At 42.9% G+C, this 14,556-nt stretch carries 19 protein-coding genes; 10 read left to right on the top strand and 9 right to left on the bottom strand.

Annotation, left to right across the window (positions count from 1 at the left end; genetic code table 11):
• Positions 1-35 precede the first annotated feature (35 nt).
• The 4 genes from AAGA51_RS20265 to AAGA51_RS20250 all read left to right on the top strand — a co-directional run bounded on the left by AAGA51_RS20265 (position 36) and on the right by AAGA51_RS20250 (position 2,499).
• Positions 36-335 carry an isoamylase early set domain-containing protein gene (locus AAGA51_RS20265; RefSeq protein ID WP_042485941.1) on the top strand — a complete coding sequence of 100 codons (300 nt, stop codon included), beginning with the start codon at positions 36-38 and terminating at the stop codon, positions 333-335.
• A 189-nt stretch (positions 336-524) separates the two neighbouring features.
• Positions 525-1,838: a peptidoglycan DD-metalloendopeptidase family protein gene (locus AAGA51_RS20260; protein ID WP_042485946.1), complete on the top strand. Its 1,314-nt coding sequence runs from the start codon at positions 525-527 to the stop codon at positions 1,836-1,838.
• 149 nt (positions 1,839-1,987) lie between these two features.
• A complete protein-coding gene (locus AAGA51_RS20255; protein WP_042485511.1) occupies positions 1,988-2,338 on the top strand; it encodes a hypothetical protein in 351 nt (116 codons plus the stop codon).
• Between the two features lie 20 nt (positions 2,339-2,358).
• Positions 2,359-2,499, top strand: a complete 141-nt coding sequence (locus tag AAGA51_RS20250) for a hypothetical protein (RefSeq protein ID WP_167828604.1) — start codon at positions 2,359-2,361, stop codon at positions 2,497-2,499.
• A gap of 58 nt (positions 2,500-2,557) precedes the next feature.
• Here the strand turns inward: AAGA51_RS20250 and AAGA51_RS20245 are convergent, their stop codons facing one another.
• The 3 genes from AAGA51_RS20245 to AAGA51_RS20235 all read right to left on the bottom strand — a co-directional run bounded on the left by AAGA51_RS20245 (position 2,558) and on the right by AAGA51_RS20235 (position 5,131).
• Positions 2,558-3,187, bottom strand: coding sequence for a glutaredoxin family protein (locus AAGA51_RS20245; RefSeq protein ID WP_042485514.1), 630 nt, complete (start codon positions 3,185-3,187; stop codon positions 2,558-2,560).
• 55 nt (positions 3,188-3,242) lie between these two features.
• Positions 3,243-4,139 carry a DMT family transporter gene (locus AAGA51_RS20240; protein WP_042485516.1) on the bottom strand — a complete coding sequence of 299 codons (897 nt, stop codon included), beginning with the start codon at positions 4,137-4,139 and terminating at the stop codon, positions 3,243-3,245.
• A 566-nt stretch (positions 4,140-4,705) separates the two neighbouring features.
• Positions 4,706-5,131: an organic hydroperoxide resistance protein gene (locus AAGA51_RS20235; protein ID WP_042485518.1), complete on the bottom strand. Its 426-nt coding sequence runs from the start codon at positions 5,129-5,131 to the stop codon at positions 4,706-4,708.
• Between the two features lie 111 nt (positions 5,132-5,242).
• Here AAGA51_RS20235 and AAGA51_RS20230 point away from each other — a divergent pair, with 111 nt between their 5' ends.
• Positions 5,243-5,710 (top strand): MarR family winged helix-turn-helix transcriptional regulator, encoded by a 468-nt coding sequence (locus AAGA51_RS20230; RefSeq protein ID WP_042485520.1) that lies wholly within the window; start codon positions 5,243-5,245, stop codon positions 5,708-5,710.
• Positions 5,711-5,822: 112 nt separating this feature from the next.
• Complete coding sequence (locus AAGA51_RS20225) at positions 5,823-6,437, top strand: fumarylacetoacetate hydrolase family protein (protein WP_042485525.1); 615 nt, start codon at positions 5,823-5,825, stop codon at positions 6,435-6,437.
• An 82-nt stretch (positions 6,438-6,519) separates the two neighbouring features.
• Here the strand turns inward: AAGA51_RS20225 and AAGA51_RS20220 are convergent, their stop codons facing one another.
• The 3 genes from AAGA51_RS20220 to AAGA51_RS20210 all read right to left on the bottom strand — a co-directional run bounded on the left by AAGA51_RS20220 (position 6,520) and on the right by AAGA51_RS20210 (position 8,744).
• Positions 6,520-6,837, bottom strand: coding sequence for an AzlD domain-containing protein (locus AAGA51_RS20220; RefSeq protein ID WP_042485527.1), 318 nt, complete (start codon positions 6,835-6,837; stop codon positions 6,520-6,522).
• Complete coding sequence (locus AAGA51_RS20215) at positions 6,834-7,568, bottom strand: AzlC family ABC transporter permease (RefSeq protein WP_373279090.1); 735 nt, start codon at positions 7,566-7,568, stop codon at positions 6,834-6,836. Before AAGA51_RS20215 ends, AAGA51_RS20220 begins: the two co-directional genes overlap by 4 nt.
• A 96-nt stretch (positions 7,569-7,664) precedes the next feature.
• A complete protein-coding gene (locus AAGA51_RS20210) occupies positions 7,665-8,744 on the bottom strand; it encodes a mechanosensitive ion channel family protein (RefSeq protein WP_174435417.1) in 1,080 nt (359 codons plus the stop codon).
• A gap of 211 nt (positions 8,745-8,955) precedes the next feature.
• Between AAGA51_RS20210 and AAGA51_RS20205 the strand changes: the two genes are divergently transcribed.
• Positions 8,956-9,618 (top strand): potassium channel family protein, encoded by a 663-nt coding sequence (locus AAGA51_RS20205; RefSeq protein WP_042485535.1) that lies wholly within the window; start codon positions 8,956-8,958, stop codon positions 9,616-9,618.
• A complete protein-coding gene (locus AAGA51_RS20200; RefSeq protein ID WP_042485537.1) occupies positions 9,615-10,982 on the top strand; it encodes a TrkH family potassium uptake protein in 1,368 nt (455 codons plus the stop codon). The genes AAGA51_RS20205 and AAGA51_RS20200 overlap by 4 nt, the downstream gene beginning before the upstream one ends.
• Here the strand turns inward: AAGA51_RS20200 and AAGA51_RS20195 are convergent.
• Complete coding sequence (locus AAGA51_RS20195; RefSeq protein ID WP_042485539.1) at positions 10,979-11,413, bottom strand: DUF2850 domain-containing protein; 435 nt, start codon at positions 11,411-11,413, stop codon at positions 10,979-10,981. The two genes, AAGA51_RS20200 and AAGA51_RS20195, sit on opposite strands and share 4 nt — an antisense overlap.
• A gap of 349 nt (positions 11,414-11,762) precedes the next feature.
• Between AAGA51_RS20195 and AAGA51_RS20190 the strand changes: the two genes are divergently transcribed.
• Complete coding sequence (locus AAGA51_RS20190; protein ID WP_042485543.1) at positions 11,763-12,044, top strand: pyrimidine/purine nucleoside phosphorylase; 282 nt, start codon at positions 11,763-11,765, stop codon at positions 12,042-12,044.
• 158 nt (positions 12,045-12,202) lie between these two features.
• Here AAGA51_RS20190 and AAGA51_RS20185 read toward each other — a convergent pair whose 3' ends face one another.
• Positions 12,203-13,051 carry a pirin family protein gene (locus AAGA51_RS20185; protein WP_042485544.1) on the bottom strand — a complete coding sequence of 283 codons (849 nt, stop codon included), beginning with the start codon at positions 13,049-13,051 and terminating at the stop codon, positions 12,203-12,205.
• A 216-nt stretch (positions 13,052-13,267) separates the two neighbouring features.
• On the opposite strand from AAGA51_RS20185, the gene AAGA51_RS20180 reads away from it, so the two are divergent.
• A complete protein-coding gene (locus AAGA51_RS20180; protein ID WP_042485547.1) occupies positions 13,268-13,561 on the top strand; it encodes a hypothetical protein in 294 nt (97 codons plus the stop codon).
• Here AAGA51_RS20180 and AAGA51_RS20175 read toward each other — a convergent pair.
• The gene (locus AAGA51_RS20175) at positions 13,542-14,441 is read right to left on the bottom strand and encodes a GGDEF domain-containing protein (protein ID WP_180980249.1); all 900 of its coding nucleotides are present in this window, start codon (positions 14,439-14,441) and stop codon (positions 13,542-13,544) included. The two genes, AAGA51_RS20180 and AAGA51_RS20175, sit on opposite strands and share 20 nt — an antisense overlap.
• Positions 14,442-14,556: the final 115 nt, after the last annotated feature.

Genomic DNA, 14,556 nt, shown 5'->3' with positions numbered 1-14,556 from the left:
GCAGAACACTTTTTGAGCAAAAAATGGAGTTTGACATGATTAATAAGCGTTTCTTTAAGACAAAAGATGAAGTAGAAGTGACATTTGAGCTGGATGCACCTGATGTCGCATCGAATGTCGCTATTGTTGCTGATTTTCTTGATTGGCAGCCACAGCCGATGAAGAAAGTTGCAAAATCCAGTGTGTTTAAGTTTAAAACCCGCCTACCAAAAGATTCTAATTACCAGTTCCGTTATCTTTTAGACGAAGAACTTTGGGTGAATGATCCACAGGCTGATCAATATATTCCCAATGGCTATGGCGAAGATAACTGCATGGTATCCACACACCAATAAATTCGTTTAGATACCATATAGTTAAAAGTAATGTTGATTGGCTACTGAAGGCTAAACTTGCGCTATAAACAGTACTTCTAAAAAGGCACTTTTGTGCCTTTTTACTATTCTTTACTCGCTCAATAATGACTTTTTGTTAAGAAAGCCGTAATCTGTGCCTCTTTTTAAATGATTTACACAGGTAAGGTTGTGCTTTCAAAATCTGTTATTTTGCGATTTTCAGAGCTTTCAAAAAGAAAGAAAGCCTTTGCATTAGGGTTACCTATTGTAGCTGCTGCAGCCATCTTGTTATCGTCAAATCCTGAGTCAAATCAGCGACGTATTGCTTTATCTATCCAAGAATCAGACGTAGTAGAATCGATTTTTGGCGAGTCAAAGCAAGAGAGTTTGCCACTTCCTGATTACGAATATGTAATCAAATCCGGTGATAATTTAAGTAGCATCTTTAATCAGCTTGGTTTTTCCTACCAAGAACTGATGAAGATAATGGAAACCGACTTAAACTATCTGGCACTGGATACATTGAAGCCTGGCAACATACTGCGTTTCTGGTCAGGCGATAACAAACGAACTCTGGCTAAGATGGAGTTAGAGTTTAGTTTGGTTGAGCGAGCGGTTTATTCGCGTGTTGAAGATGGAAGTTTTGAATATAAGGACGTAACTTTACCTAGCCGATGGAAAGAGTTTGCTCTTGTCGGTGAAATTCAGGGTAGTTTTTCACAATCTGCGAACAAGATTGGTTTAGGCAGCGCTGAGATCGACCAAATTGTTGCTTTGTTGAAGGATAAAGTGAATTTTGGCCGAGATTTACGAGCCGGTGACCAGTTTGAAGTGGTGCAATCTCGTCAGTATGTCGGTGAAAAACTGACAGGCAACCGAGAAATTCAAGCGATTAAAATTTACAGCCGTAATAGCGAAGTGTCTGCGTATTTATACAAAGATGGTCAGTATTACGATAAAGATGGCAACAGTCTTCAACGTGCTTTTCAACGTTATCCGACAAAAACACATTGGAGAATGTCATCGGGCTTCGATCCTAATCGTCATCACCCTGTTACTGGACAGTATGCTCCGCACAATGGTACGGATTTCGCGACTCCGATAGGTACACCAATCTTGTCAACCGGTGACGGTGAAGTGATCATGACTCGTAACCACCCGTATGCGGGTAACTATGTTGTGATTAAGCATGACAACACCTATAGCACTCGTTACTTGCATTTAAGCAAGATACTGGTGCGTAAAGGGCAAAAAGTTACTCGCGGTCAACGCATTGGTTTGTCGGGTAAATCAGGGCGTGTAACTGGTCCGCATTTGCACTATGAATTGATCGTTCGTGGTCGTCCGGTTGATGCAATGAAAGCGAATATCCCAATGGCAACTTCGGTGCCGAAAAAAGAGATGTCCGTATTCCTTGCTCGACGTGATCAGCTCGATAAAATTCTCGACTCGAAAGAGAGCATGCTTGCTTCAAATACCAAAGACGTTCCTCAAGAAGGTTAGTCGTTGGTTCATTAATGTTTCAAGAGCCCTATCGTTTGATGGGGCTTTTTTATGTTTTAACTATCTATGTTTTAAAGATGTACGTGAAGATGCTTTGTCTGCCGCTTTACGTATATAATCCGCCGCGTACTTTATTGAGGAGAGATTTTATGCAGCAAAACGAATTTGAAGCTTTAGTAAAAAGCTTATGTGAGAAAGAGAACCTGCCTCAGGCTCTGGAGCTGCTAAAAGCGAGCGAAGATAAAGAGGTTGCGGAAGCGGCTCAGTCGTTAACAGGTCAGTTTGCATTAGCAGAAGTTGATGGTGAACAACGCATCTATCACGTCTTTTTGCAGCAGGATGAACAAGGCGAAGAGCAAGAGTTTGTCGAGCATATTATGAATGAAGGTGACGATGTGATTAAGTTTGTCGCTTGGTTCTTTGATATCCATTTTGATGTTAAACATAAAGATACTTACCAAGCAGCAGGCAAAACCTATCAGCAGCCGAAAAGAAGCTAACTGAGTTTTCGGAGACAGCTATGAATTTCCAATTAGCTTCAGCCTATATGGTGACGGGTGAAATGGTTGTAAAGCAAGTGATGAAAGACACGCTTTACGGAAAAGCTAAAGCGAAGAAGTCATCACGTATAAAGATGTTTGTTAAGAAAATCTGTCAGTAATTAAAAAGCCCTGAGGTTAATAGTCTCAGGGCTTTTGCTTAATCGATTGGAGATGGTTTTAGCCAATCTCTTTGCGATGAATCGGATGAACATTTTCTCCGTTCGATAGGCTTTCTTGATTCAAATCTCGTTGCGCTAACCATGTTTCTAAATCGCTGCATCCACCAATGTAGTTGCCTTCAATCCAAATTTGCGGAACCGTCACGGGCGTTTTTTCTCCGATAATGGCTTTCACCTCGGGAATCATTCTGTACAGCGCCGCACTGTCTTTTACCACATCATGGTACTGGTAATTGATGCCAGATTTGTCCAGCAACTGTTTTGCTTTGGCGCAGTAAGGGCAGGTTTCTTTACCAAACACGATATTGCCCTTCAACGAGTCACGCTTTGTCCATTCTTTAATCGCAGCTTGTACCAGCAGACCTCGGTTTAGGGCTTCTCCTTGGCTCACGACTTGTCCTTCAAGGATAACAATTGGCGCATGCCAAGCTCCGTGCTTCAAAGGTTCCCACCAATGCGATAGCCAGTCTTTCACTTCTAATTCAACAGGAACGTCTGCGAGTTCGTTTTTAAACGTATCGAGAAGTATGTCTTTTGTCAGTGTGCATTCACCGCACGGAATGTTCACTTTAAATGGGCCGAAGCTGCCTGCCCATCGATATAAAGTTATTTTAATTGGCTTTGTCATGGCTGATAGATACCCAGTTAACTTTCGCTTGATCACTTACAACATAAGAACGAACTCAGGCGGTTTTTATTTCAACGTGGCTCTTTTTTGCTTCCCACTGAGTAATGAAGGCGACAGACAAGATGATAATGATTGCCCCAAGCCATAGTCTACCTGGTGGAACCCAACCGAAAACCATCCAACCAGCAAGAACATTCAACGGCAGTTTTGCATGGTCGAAAGGCTGTACGAAGGACGCATCCGATACAGAGTATGCTTTAACTATCGACCACTGAGCTAAGGCTGTCATCGCGCCAGCAGCAATAAGTAATACCCATAACGTACCGCCGACAGGTGTTTGCCATTCAGGAATAGCCAAAAGCAGGTTAAACGGTGTAATCAGCAGCAACAGGTAAACAACCATAGTGGACGGGTTATCGACGGAAGAAAGTTTCTTTACCATCAGTGAATAACATGCCCAGAAAAACGCCGCGCCAACAGGAAGCAGTGTTGCCCAGCTAAAGTCTTCAGCCCACGGTTCAAGAATGATCATTGCGCCGATAAAGCCAGTCAGCGTTGCACCCCAGCGAGCGATTCCTACTTTTTCTTTCAGAATTAAGCCAGAGCCGACGGTGGCAAATAGTGGAGATGTCATCAGCAAAGCAATGCCTTGCCAGATAGGCACAGGGTAGGCGAGTGCCCATAACCATAATTGAATACCGATTACGGCTAGGAAAACACGAAATACGTGCCAACCAAAATGTTGGGTACGTAAAGATCGGCGAATGCCCAGCGTTTTGAGATAGGGAAGGATAACCACAATAGCGACTGCGTATTGAATCAAAGCCACCGTAGTTGAAGTAAGTCCGAACTTGATGGTCGCAATTTGCGTCACGCTGTTCACAACAGCAAAAGCTAACCCCGCTGTTAACATCCAAAAAGCGCCATGGATCGGCTGGTGTTTTCCGTTCATTTGAAATGCTTATACAAAGTAGATAATAGGGTGAATCATACGTTCTATTTACAGTGAAACCAATGTCGATTATCTGTTGAAGCTGTTCAGAATCTTTGAGGTAAGTTACAGATAAAAAAAGACCTCCCAGAAGGAGGTCGAAAGAACATGAAGTGACCAGTGATTTCTGCCTTATCACTGAAAAGAAGCACAAACGCTGCCTGCATTTGTATTTTCTATATAGCATTTACTGTGCCAATAATTATTTTTCTTTATTTACAGCAAGTTATGAAAATGTTGCGTGTTTGTACAATAACGTCATGTGCATCTTCATGGCGCACAACGCTGTGATGTGGTGCAAAAAAAAAAAGACCAAACGAATGTTTGGTCAAAAGGATTTATCTTGGGAGTATTTAAACCAAGCAAACATTGTGAGTGACAAATACATAGAGTATCTGACCCAATTTCTTTGCTGCGTCTAAAGGTAGACGGATTACGTGACGGTTTGATTTCAACTTGTTGTCATTATTGTGACTTGCAAAAAAAAGCTCGCACTTGGCGAGCTTGTTGAATACACATGCAAAAAATTAAGCGATTTTTACGCCATTCGCTGTCAGACCAACTGCGATATTGCCACGAGTTGCGTTTGAGTAAGGACATACTTGGTGAGCCGTTTTCACTAGTTCAACCGCTTGCGCTTCTTCAAGATCTAACTGAACATCTAGGCTAACAGTTAGAGCGAAACCACCCGTTTCGTTAGGACCAATACCCACTTCAGCGGTTACAGGAGCGGATTTAAGCGCTACTTTTGCTTCGCGAGCAACATGAAGAATCGCGTTTGAGAAACATGCTGAGTAGCCTGCTGCAAATAGTTGCTCTGGGTTTGTCGCTGTACCGTTACCGCCCATTTCTTTTGGGTAGCTCAAGTCTACAGACAGTAAACCGTCATCTGTTGAAACTTTACCGTTACGGCCTGCTAGTGCTGTTGCTTTAGTTGTGTAGATAGTCGCCATGTTTATCACCTTAATATATGTTGTGTGCAATCTAATTGTTTGCAATATTAAATCGATCTTTAGGTAGAATGCAAGTATATTGTGCACAATTTATTTTTGAGAGAGAGAAACATGAGTCATTGTGGAACAGGCAAGAATACGGATTCACTTGCTACAGAAGAGCTACTACTGCTTGATAAACAGGTGTGTTTTCCTTTGTATAGCGCAGCCAACGCCGTGATTCGTGCGTATCGACCATTGCTTGATGCTCTCGATCTTACCTATGCGCAATACTTAGTGATGATGGTACTGTGGGAGACAAACGGTATTAACGTAAAAATTCTTGGCGAGCGATTGCACCTCGATTCAGGCACATTGACTCCGCTGTTAAAGCGTCTCGAAAACAAAGGTATTGTGCTGCGCAAACGTGGTCAGTCTGACGAACGTGTGCGAGAGCTTTTCCTAACGGATGAAGGTTTTGCACTAAAGCAAAAAGCATTATCAGTACCCAACGCTATGCTATGTAAGTTTGACCTTGAATTGGATGATCTGATTTCGTTAAAAACACTTTGCGAAAAGGTCATTGCGAAGTTGTCCTGAACTTGGAAAATCGGGTCAAAGATCTTACTTCTAGTAACAGATCCATCAATTTAGTTGTTGAATTGTATGGATAAGATAAAATTTGTGCTCATTCAATGTTCAAGGAAGAAAAATGAACTCGGTTCGATTAGATGAGCAACTGATTTACCCGTCAAAAGTGGTGTGCGTTGGACGTAATTATGTTGAGCATATTAAAGAGTTAAATAATACCATTCCTGATCAAATGGTGGTGTTTAACAAGCCCAACAGCAGCGTAACTTCGATACTGAATTCTTTCCATCAGGAGACTCTGCATTACGAAACAGAGATCTGTTTCATGATTAAAGATGGTCAGTATGCCGCGGTTGGTTTGGGTTTGGACCTCACCAAGCGTGAACAGCAATCTGTATTGAAAAAACAAGGTCTACCTTGGGAACGAGCAAAGGCTTTTGATGGATCAGCAGTGTTCAGCCGTTTTATACCGCTAGAAGGGATTGATATCGCTTCTCTGCATCTGGAGTTGCTGATTAACTGCGTTCGAGTACAGGCGGGTGGTGTTGAACAAATGATGTTCAAACCCGATGTCATTTTGCAGGAATTAAAGTCTTACACCACTTTATTTGATGGTGACATCATCATGACAGGCACTCCACAAGGTGTGGGAGAAGTTCATCGCGGCGATGTTTTCCTAGGTCGTCTAAAAAGCGGTGATACCACACTTATCGAGATTGAATGGCCAGCTGAATAATAGGCAATTTATTCCCTTCTTACCTCTTATCCATATTGGCGATGTGAGAAGGGAAAACAGATTTCGTTTTCCCATTTCTTGTTTATCCCCAAACAACCAAGTTAAGCACCAGAAATACCGCCATACTCACCACTGTAGTGAGCAGTACGTTGTTCGTTTTCCAAGCAATAATGCCAGCTAGAACCGCAGCCCAAAGATAGGGGTTGCTGACGGAGATATTAAGCTGACTGTCGTGCGTAAAAACGATCGGTGCCCAAATTGCCGTTAATACCGCAGGGCTGGAATAGCTGAGCAGTTTCTGTACGCCCGGGCTAAGTCTTAGTGGCAGTCTGGGTTCAAGAAACAAATATCGACTGAGAAACACCAAACAGGTCATGGCTAAGATGGAGAGAATAATCATGCTTTATCTCCCTTTTCTTTGTTACTTGGCGTCTTTTTCGTTAAGGCTAGTTCGCTGAAATATCCCGCTAACATAGCGCCAACGCTGGCATACATTAAGCTGCCGTTTACATTAAAGATTGTCAGACTAACAGACAGTATTAACGCGGTAATCACGGAAATAAGAATCGGAATGCTCTTAACGTTTGGGATAACAATTGCAATAAAAGTCGCTGCAACTGCAAACTCTAAACCAATAGAATTGAGCGACGGAATGTAACTTCCCGCTACAATGCCGACCAAAGTGGCTAAGTTCCAGATTAAATAGAAACTAAAACCAGCCCCCAATGCATACCAGCGGTTAAACTGTTTTTCACTTTGTTGACCGCATAATGCAAAGAGTTCATCAGTAAGCAGAAATCCGAGAATCACACGCCAACGGGTAGGTAGTGGGCTGATTTTCCCTCTCATCGAGACGCTATAAAGAAAGTGCCGCGAAGTGATGAAGAAGGTGGTGATCAGCATGGTCATTAAGCCTGCGCCCGCTTTTATCATCCCTGTTGCGACTAATTGAGCGGAACCCGCAAATAAGATTGCCGACAAAGCTTGGCTTTCAAAGGGGTTAAGCCCAGCTTCAATTGCAAAGGAACCTGCGAGTAAGCCCCAAGGCAGAACCGCGACACTAAGAGGCAGCATGGCAACTGTGCCTTGCCAAAAAAGCCGTGGTTTGGAGTCTACAGTGTGGTGCGGCATCGCCGTACTATTCATAAATCGTCCTTAATATCATGGTTCCCCTTATTTATTTGAGTAAGTTGGGGAACCGTTACAATCCATCTTATTGGTTAATGATCATTCGTCGAACAGAGGTGCTTCTTTTGGCTCAATCATGAGTGTGCGAGTCGGGTAAGCGATATCCGCACCATTTTGATGAATGATATCCATCACTTTCAGCATCACGTCCTGTTTCACTTCGTGATAGCGAACCCAGTTAATGGTTTCTGTGAAGGTATAGATAAAGAAATCGAGGGATGAAGCACCAAATGCGTTGAAATTAACAATCAAGGTTTGTTGCGCATCGATATCTTCGTGGTTTTCTAACATTTCACGAACTTGAGCCACAATCGTTGCCATCTTATCGGCATCTTGATAACGCAAACCTATGGTTTCATAGATGCGGCGGTTCTTCATGCGTGACGGGTTTTCAACAATGATGTTGCTGAATACAGAGTTCGGTACATACAGTGGTCGTTTGTCGAATGTGCGTATGATGGTCATACGCCAACCAATACGCTCAACAGTGCCTTCAATTTCGCGGTCTGGAGAGCGAATCCATTCTCCTACTTTGAAAGGGCGATCGAAGTAAATCATCAACCCGCCAAAGAAATTCGAAAGCAGATCTTTGGCCGCAAGACCGACGATCAAACCACCGACACCACCAAAGGTCAGCAAGCCTCGTAAGCTCACACCCAGCGTTTGCATCACCGTGAGTAAACCTATCGTCAAGATGATGAGACGAGCCACTTTACTCGCGGCTTGTATGGTTGTTTCATCACGACTCTTGTCTTGAAGGAGGTATTGCTCGATATTGATGGCTAAGCGAATCAGAACCCAAATGAAAACAGCTGCCAGCATGAGCTTTTTACTTGTGGCTAACCAACTGAATTTACTTTGAATGTTATCATCCAGCAGCAATCCGAGAGATATGGTTGCAGGCCAGCACCAAATCAAAGTACTGATTGGGGTTTTTAAGGCATGTAGTATTAAGTCGTCCCAGTGAAACTTGGTTTTTTCACTGATATTGGATAGATGGTTATAAACGAATCGCCAAATCACCCAAGCAATTAAACTTGCTAACGTGATGAAAATTACGCTGTTATCCCAGCCTTTGAGGTATTGTGAAGTTTGAAGCTGTGTTAATAAATCGTTCATAACCATCCAAATTTGATGTCATTTTTCTCATCTAAATTAACAGAAAGTGGGTTTGTTCTCTAGATTATGTGAGTTAAGTGGCGAATTATTAAAGGCATTCTATGCTATCTAAAATGTCGTCCAATAGTATTCAACAAGTTTGGTAACGGTTTAATTTGTTTGGTTAGCGCCAATAGCGCAGAGTAACCCTTTGAGTCAGTAAGGCCATAAAATGAAAATTCGTGATAAGCAATTTGCCGTCATCGGCTTAGGGCGTTTTGGTTTATCGGTTTGCCAAGAGTTGGCAGACGCTGGTGCACAAGTGCTGGCTGTTGATGTAAATGAAGACAAAGTCAAAGCTGCAACGCAGTTTGTCACTCAAGCGGTTGTCGCTAACTGTACGCTTGAAGATACCGCGGAAGAGTTAAAGCTCAGTGACTACGACATGGTGATGATTTCAATAGGTGAGGATGTGAATGCATCGATTCTTACCACGCTTGTGATGAAAGAGTCGGGTGTGAAGTCTGTTTGGGTAAAAGCGAACGACAAGTTTCACGCCAAGATTCTGCAAAAAATTGGCGCTGACCACATCATCATGCCCGAGCGCGATATGGGTGTTCGTGTAGCTCGTAAGATGCTGGATAAGCGAGTCTTGGAATTTCAGGAGTTAGGCAGCAATCTTGCCATGACCGAAGTGGTGATTGGTTCTCGCTTGATGGGCAAAACTCTTGGGCAACTGAGTTTATGTCAGAATGATGAGATTCAGGTTCTAGGCTTTAAACGTGGCCCAGAAATCATCAAAAATCCCGACCTTGATAAAGTGATGGAAATAGGGGACATGCTAATTGTCGCTGGCCCTAAAGATGTATTAATGGCTAAGTTGAAATCTTTATGAGTCTATTTCGCAGCGGTGTTTTCTATCCTCTAGATAAAAAACATAATGAAAAGAAAAGTTCTGAGCCAAAGATTATCTTGCTCAGCTTCCTTTGGGTTCTGATACCTTCTGCTATTTTGCTGACTCTCCCTGTTTTTTCTGTTTCCGGTTTAAGCTTTGCCGATGCGCTGTTCACTGCAACTTCGGCGATCAGTGTGACCGGGCTTGGCGTGGTTGATACAGGGCAACACTTTAGCTTAGCGGGCAAAATTCTGTTGATGGCGTTAATGCAAGTTGGTGGGCTGGGGCAGATGACTCTGTCTGCGGTACTTCTGTATCTATTCGGTGTGCGCCTGAGCTTGTATCAACAAGCGCTTGCGAAAGATGCGCTAGGACAAGACCGAGCTATCAACCTACGCAGACTTGTGACCAGAATCATCACATTTGCTTTAATCGCAGAATTTATCGGGTTTGTGATTCTATCGTTTCGCTGGGTTCCCGAGTTAGGGTGGTCAACGGGGCTGTTTTACGCGCTTTTTCATGCTATCTCAGCGTTTAATAACGCCGGTTTCTCATTGTTTTCGGACAGCATGATGGGTTATGTGGGCGATCCTTTAGTGATTATTACTCTTGCCAGTTTATTTATATTTGGCGGGTTGGGATTCACCGTTGTTGGTGATGTCTGGACGAATTGGCGCAAAGGCTTACATAGACTGAGTTTGCATACCAAAATAATGCTCACCGCAACGCCGACCTTGTTGTTTATAGGCACCGTGTTGTTCTGGTTGTTAGAACGGCACAATCCAAACACCATGCAAAATCTGGATTTAGAATCGCAATGGTTAGCGGCTTTTTTCCAGTCTGCAACCGCTCGAACCGCAGGTTTTAACAGTGTCGATTTAGCTCAGTATACGCGCCCGGCTTTGCTGGTGATGATCATTTTGATGCTTATTGGTGCGGGTTCCACATCAACGGGAGGCGGGATTAAAGTCTCGACTTTTGCTGTAGCGTTTGTCGCTACGTGGTCGTTTTTACGTCAGAAGAGACATGTAGTGATGTTCCGACGTACAGTTAATTGGCCAACGGTAACTAAGGCATTAGCGATTATTGTTGTCAGTGGTGCACTACTGACCATTGCTATGTTTCTATTAATGATTACTGAAAAAAATGTCAGCTTTGATCATATCTTGTTTGAAACGATTTCAGCTTTTGCCACCGTTGGGCTTTCAACAGGGTTAACGGCTGAACTTTCTGAAGCAGGTAAATACATTATGGTGGTAGTGATGATCATTGGTCGTATCGGGCCGCTAACATTGGCGTATATGCTTGCGACACCACAGCCAACGCTCTTGAAATATCCGGAAGATACAGTGTTGACTGGTTAGTTCTGATCGAAGTGACTGGTGATTGCGCTGCGTCGCGTTTCCGCTGCACTTTCTGAATCAACGGTATCTTCAAAGCCTTGTTTAATAAAACGTTGGATTGGAGATGCCGGCTGAATTCGCTTTAATTGCGGCGAGTTCTCTGTTCCGGCCAACGCATAAACAGAACGGCCTTTCCCCGTTTCTATCTTGATGTTTTTACCATCATATTCAAAACTTGTGCTGATTAAGCGGTGATTGCGGAACACACCTTGGTCACTCAATGTGAGTACTTCAGTACGATAGCCTGGTGCGTTAATTTCAATCCAAGAGCCATATACTTGGGATGGATTGGTATAAGCTTGGTAGCCAAAGTAAATGAGTGCCCCACACAGCAAAGCTGCGACGCCTAAGGTAGTGGCAAATACTGACTTAAATAATGCTTCTTTTGACATATGATTCTTAGGATCAACCGATCCTTACGACTCCGACTGCTTGTTCATTTTGTAAGTTCATTCTTACGGCTTGCTAAAAGTACCATCAAATAGCATGAGTTTGAAAGTGTGTGAACGGATTTCGCTTTTTCACTATTGTGGTTGGCGTGTATTACAGCACAGACAATAACCAAAAGTCACAACGTGGGTGACCAAGTGTGACACGTGAATGCGAGCTGGGTGACGCGCTTATTTATAATTCAATAAAAATAATCTGGGTATTTTGCGTCTTGAATCAAAACAGGTAATGCGTTAAAACAATACGCTGTCGCTGGATCAAGCATCAATTGATAATTTACAAGGAAGAACGATGATTAAGGAAAACACTTATTTTGAAGGCTCTGTTAAGTCTTTAGGTTTTACGCACGCAGATAAAGATGTCACTGTCGGAGTTATGTTGCCGGGAAGTTACACGTTTAGTACGGGTAACCCAGAATGTATGACAGTGGTAAAAGGCGCTCTCACAATTAAGCGAATTGGTGACAAAGACTGGACCACTTTTGAAAGTGGTGACGCATTTGAAGTGGCGGGCAATGCTTCATTTGAAGTCAAAGTTGACACTGATACTGCTTATCTGTGCGAATACTTATAATCAGAAAAAGCCACACTAGTTAAATCACTAGTGTGGCAAAGCAAAAAGGAATGGGCAGTGGATTATTCTCTTTTTGTTTGGGCGCTCGTTGCTTACAACACAAATTGCGGTAACCAACGAGCCATCGAAAAACCAAAGCAGTCTTTCAAATTGAATCATTAATAGGTTTGGAATAAGCCTGAGTTGTAATCATTAATCGCTTGTTCAATTTCTTGAATTGAGTTCATTACAAATGGGCCATAGTGAACCACAGGTTCATTGATTGGTTCGCCGCTGAAAATCAACACACCACTCGTATCGTTCGCCGTCATAGAAAATGATTCCCCGCTAGACAGTAACGCAAACTCGCCTTGCATTAGAACTCGTTCACCGACTTTAATACTGCCTTTGTAGGCGTAAAGCATAACATTGTGATGCTTAGGTGTTTGCAGTGTAACTGCACTGCCAGCATTTGTTTGCCAATCAGCAACCGTAGCTGGTACACCCGTTCTGGTCAGTGGGCCTTGCAAATCGGTACCATTAGCGGTGATATCACCTGCTAATACTCGCAATAAACCTAATTCTTCATCTCTGAATTCTGTAATGGTTTCAGGTTGGAAATCATGGTATTGCGCTGGTTTCATTTTGTCGCGCGCTGGCTGATTAATCCAAATTTGGAAACCGTGTAAATCGCCATCTTGCATAATAGGCATTTCACTATGGATCACACCTTGTCCTGCTGCCATCCATTGAGCGCCACCCGAGCGAAGCGAACCTACATTACCCATATGATCTTTATGCTCAAAATGGCCTTTTAGCATATAGGTAAGTGTTTCAATTCCGCGATGTGGGTGTGGAGGAAAGCCTCCGACATAATCTTTACGTTGGTCTGATTTAAGCTCATCCACCATTAAAAACGGAGAAAAAGAGGCGTTGTTGAAACCAGCTACGCGTTTGATTTTTACGCCATCACCGTCTGAAGTTGGTTGCGCTGGAATGATTTGGCGGATTTCACGTTGTGTACTCATAATTTTTATACCGTAACTTTATAGGGTAGATGAGGTCGGTCGACCTTTTGTTTCTATGCACGAATTGTAGTAGAGGATTAAACAAAGGATGAGAGGTGTTAGTCGAGGATGTCATTCAATAATTTCGAATGAGTGTTATATGGCCTCGCACTTTTCTAGTCGGTTTCACGTTTGGTCTATACTTTGATTGTAAGTGAAATGAACGAGGAGGTTGCAATGGCAGTTCTTCCTAAACATAACGACCAGAACCCTCGCTACGACCCTGATGACGACCTTACCGTCGATCAGTTACACAGATACACTCGTGCAGCAAATAAAGCACAGAAAAAGCGAGAGGCTATAGAGGAAAGCGAAGCGCCTTCTGTAATTGAAGTCGCTCGCAGAGCGCGTTTTGCTGAACAGAGAAAAGAAGCCAAACCGAAAACGGGTAAAAGAAGCTCGCATCAATATGCGATGTTTATGGTTCTTGTTGCGCTATTGGCGCTGGGGGTTATGTATTTAACTCAGTAGCTCTGTGTATCGGAGTGACTTTTCCATCTGGGTAGTTCAACAGCTGTGTTTGATAGTTACCGACATTTTGGTAGTAGCAATATTGGTTTTTGCCATTGTGTTTGGCGGCATACATTGCTTTGTCAGCACAGCGGGTTAATTCTGAAAGGTTGTCTGCGTCTTGAGGGTAGAGTGCGGCACCCACGCTAATGGTTACATTACTAAGTAATTGTTTATCTTTGTATTTGCTATCAAAAAGATGGCATATCCGATACAGAATGTTATCGAGATCTTTTAGCGATTTCACATCATAAAGCAGTAATACAAACTCATCGCCAGCAAACCTCGCTATGGAGTAATCGACTTTGTGGGTTTCCCTGTCACGTGTACGGACGTTATTCTTGATTCGGTGTGCAAAGTTCTTAAGAATTTTGTCTCCCATTTCATGTCCATAACTGTCATTGATGTGTTTGAAATTATCAATATCCAGAAAAACTAATGCTGTAACTCTCCCGTCTTTGGGGATTTCTGATAGCTTCATTGTTGCCCAATTTTCAAAGCTCCAGCGATTAGCTAGACCTGTTAAATGATCTCGATAGGCGAGTTTTTCAATCCCTTCTAAGTAGAGTGAGGTGATGTAGTTTATGGCTTTGGAATAGAAGTAGGATGAAGTGTTACATACTGCGCACATGGCAATAAGGCTGATGAAAAAACGTTCAGCAGCTAGCATGTCACTGCTTACTAAGACAAGATGGCCGTAAATGGCGATGCCTGCCAATGTGCAGCAGGTACAACTAATGATCAATCCCACTACAAAGGTATTGATGAAGATAATCGCCGCAAGTATCGGATATACCCACAGTAGACGATTTTCTAGTTCTGCCCCATAGACAAAAACCATAAATGCCTGCGTCAACAACACTGAAGTGAGGATAACGTCGGTATATTTAGCGTCCTTTGCAATTAGCAGATAAATCAGATTAGTTGTTGTGACCAATAGACTAGCTACACACAGA

Origin of the sequence: Vibrio diazotrophicus (genome assembly GCF_038452265.1) — a bacterium.
GTDB classification, from domain to species: Bacteria; Pseudomonadota; Gammaproteobacteria; order Enterobacterales; family Vibrionaceae; genus Vibrio; species Vibrio diazotrophicus.
The sequence above is the reverse complement of the archived record's forward strand: the minus strand, read 5'-3'. Positions and strand labels throughout refer to the sequence as shown.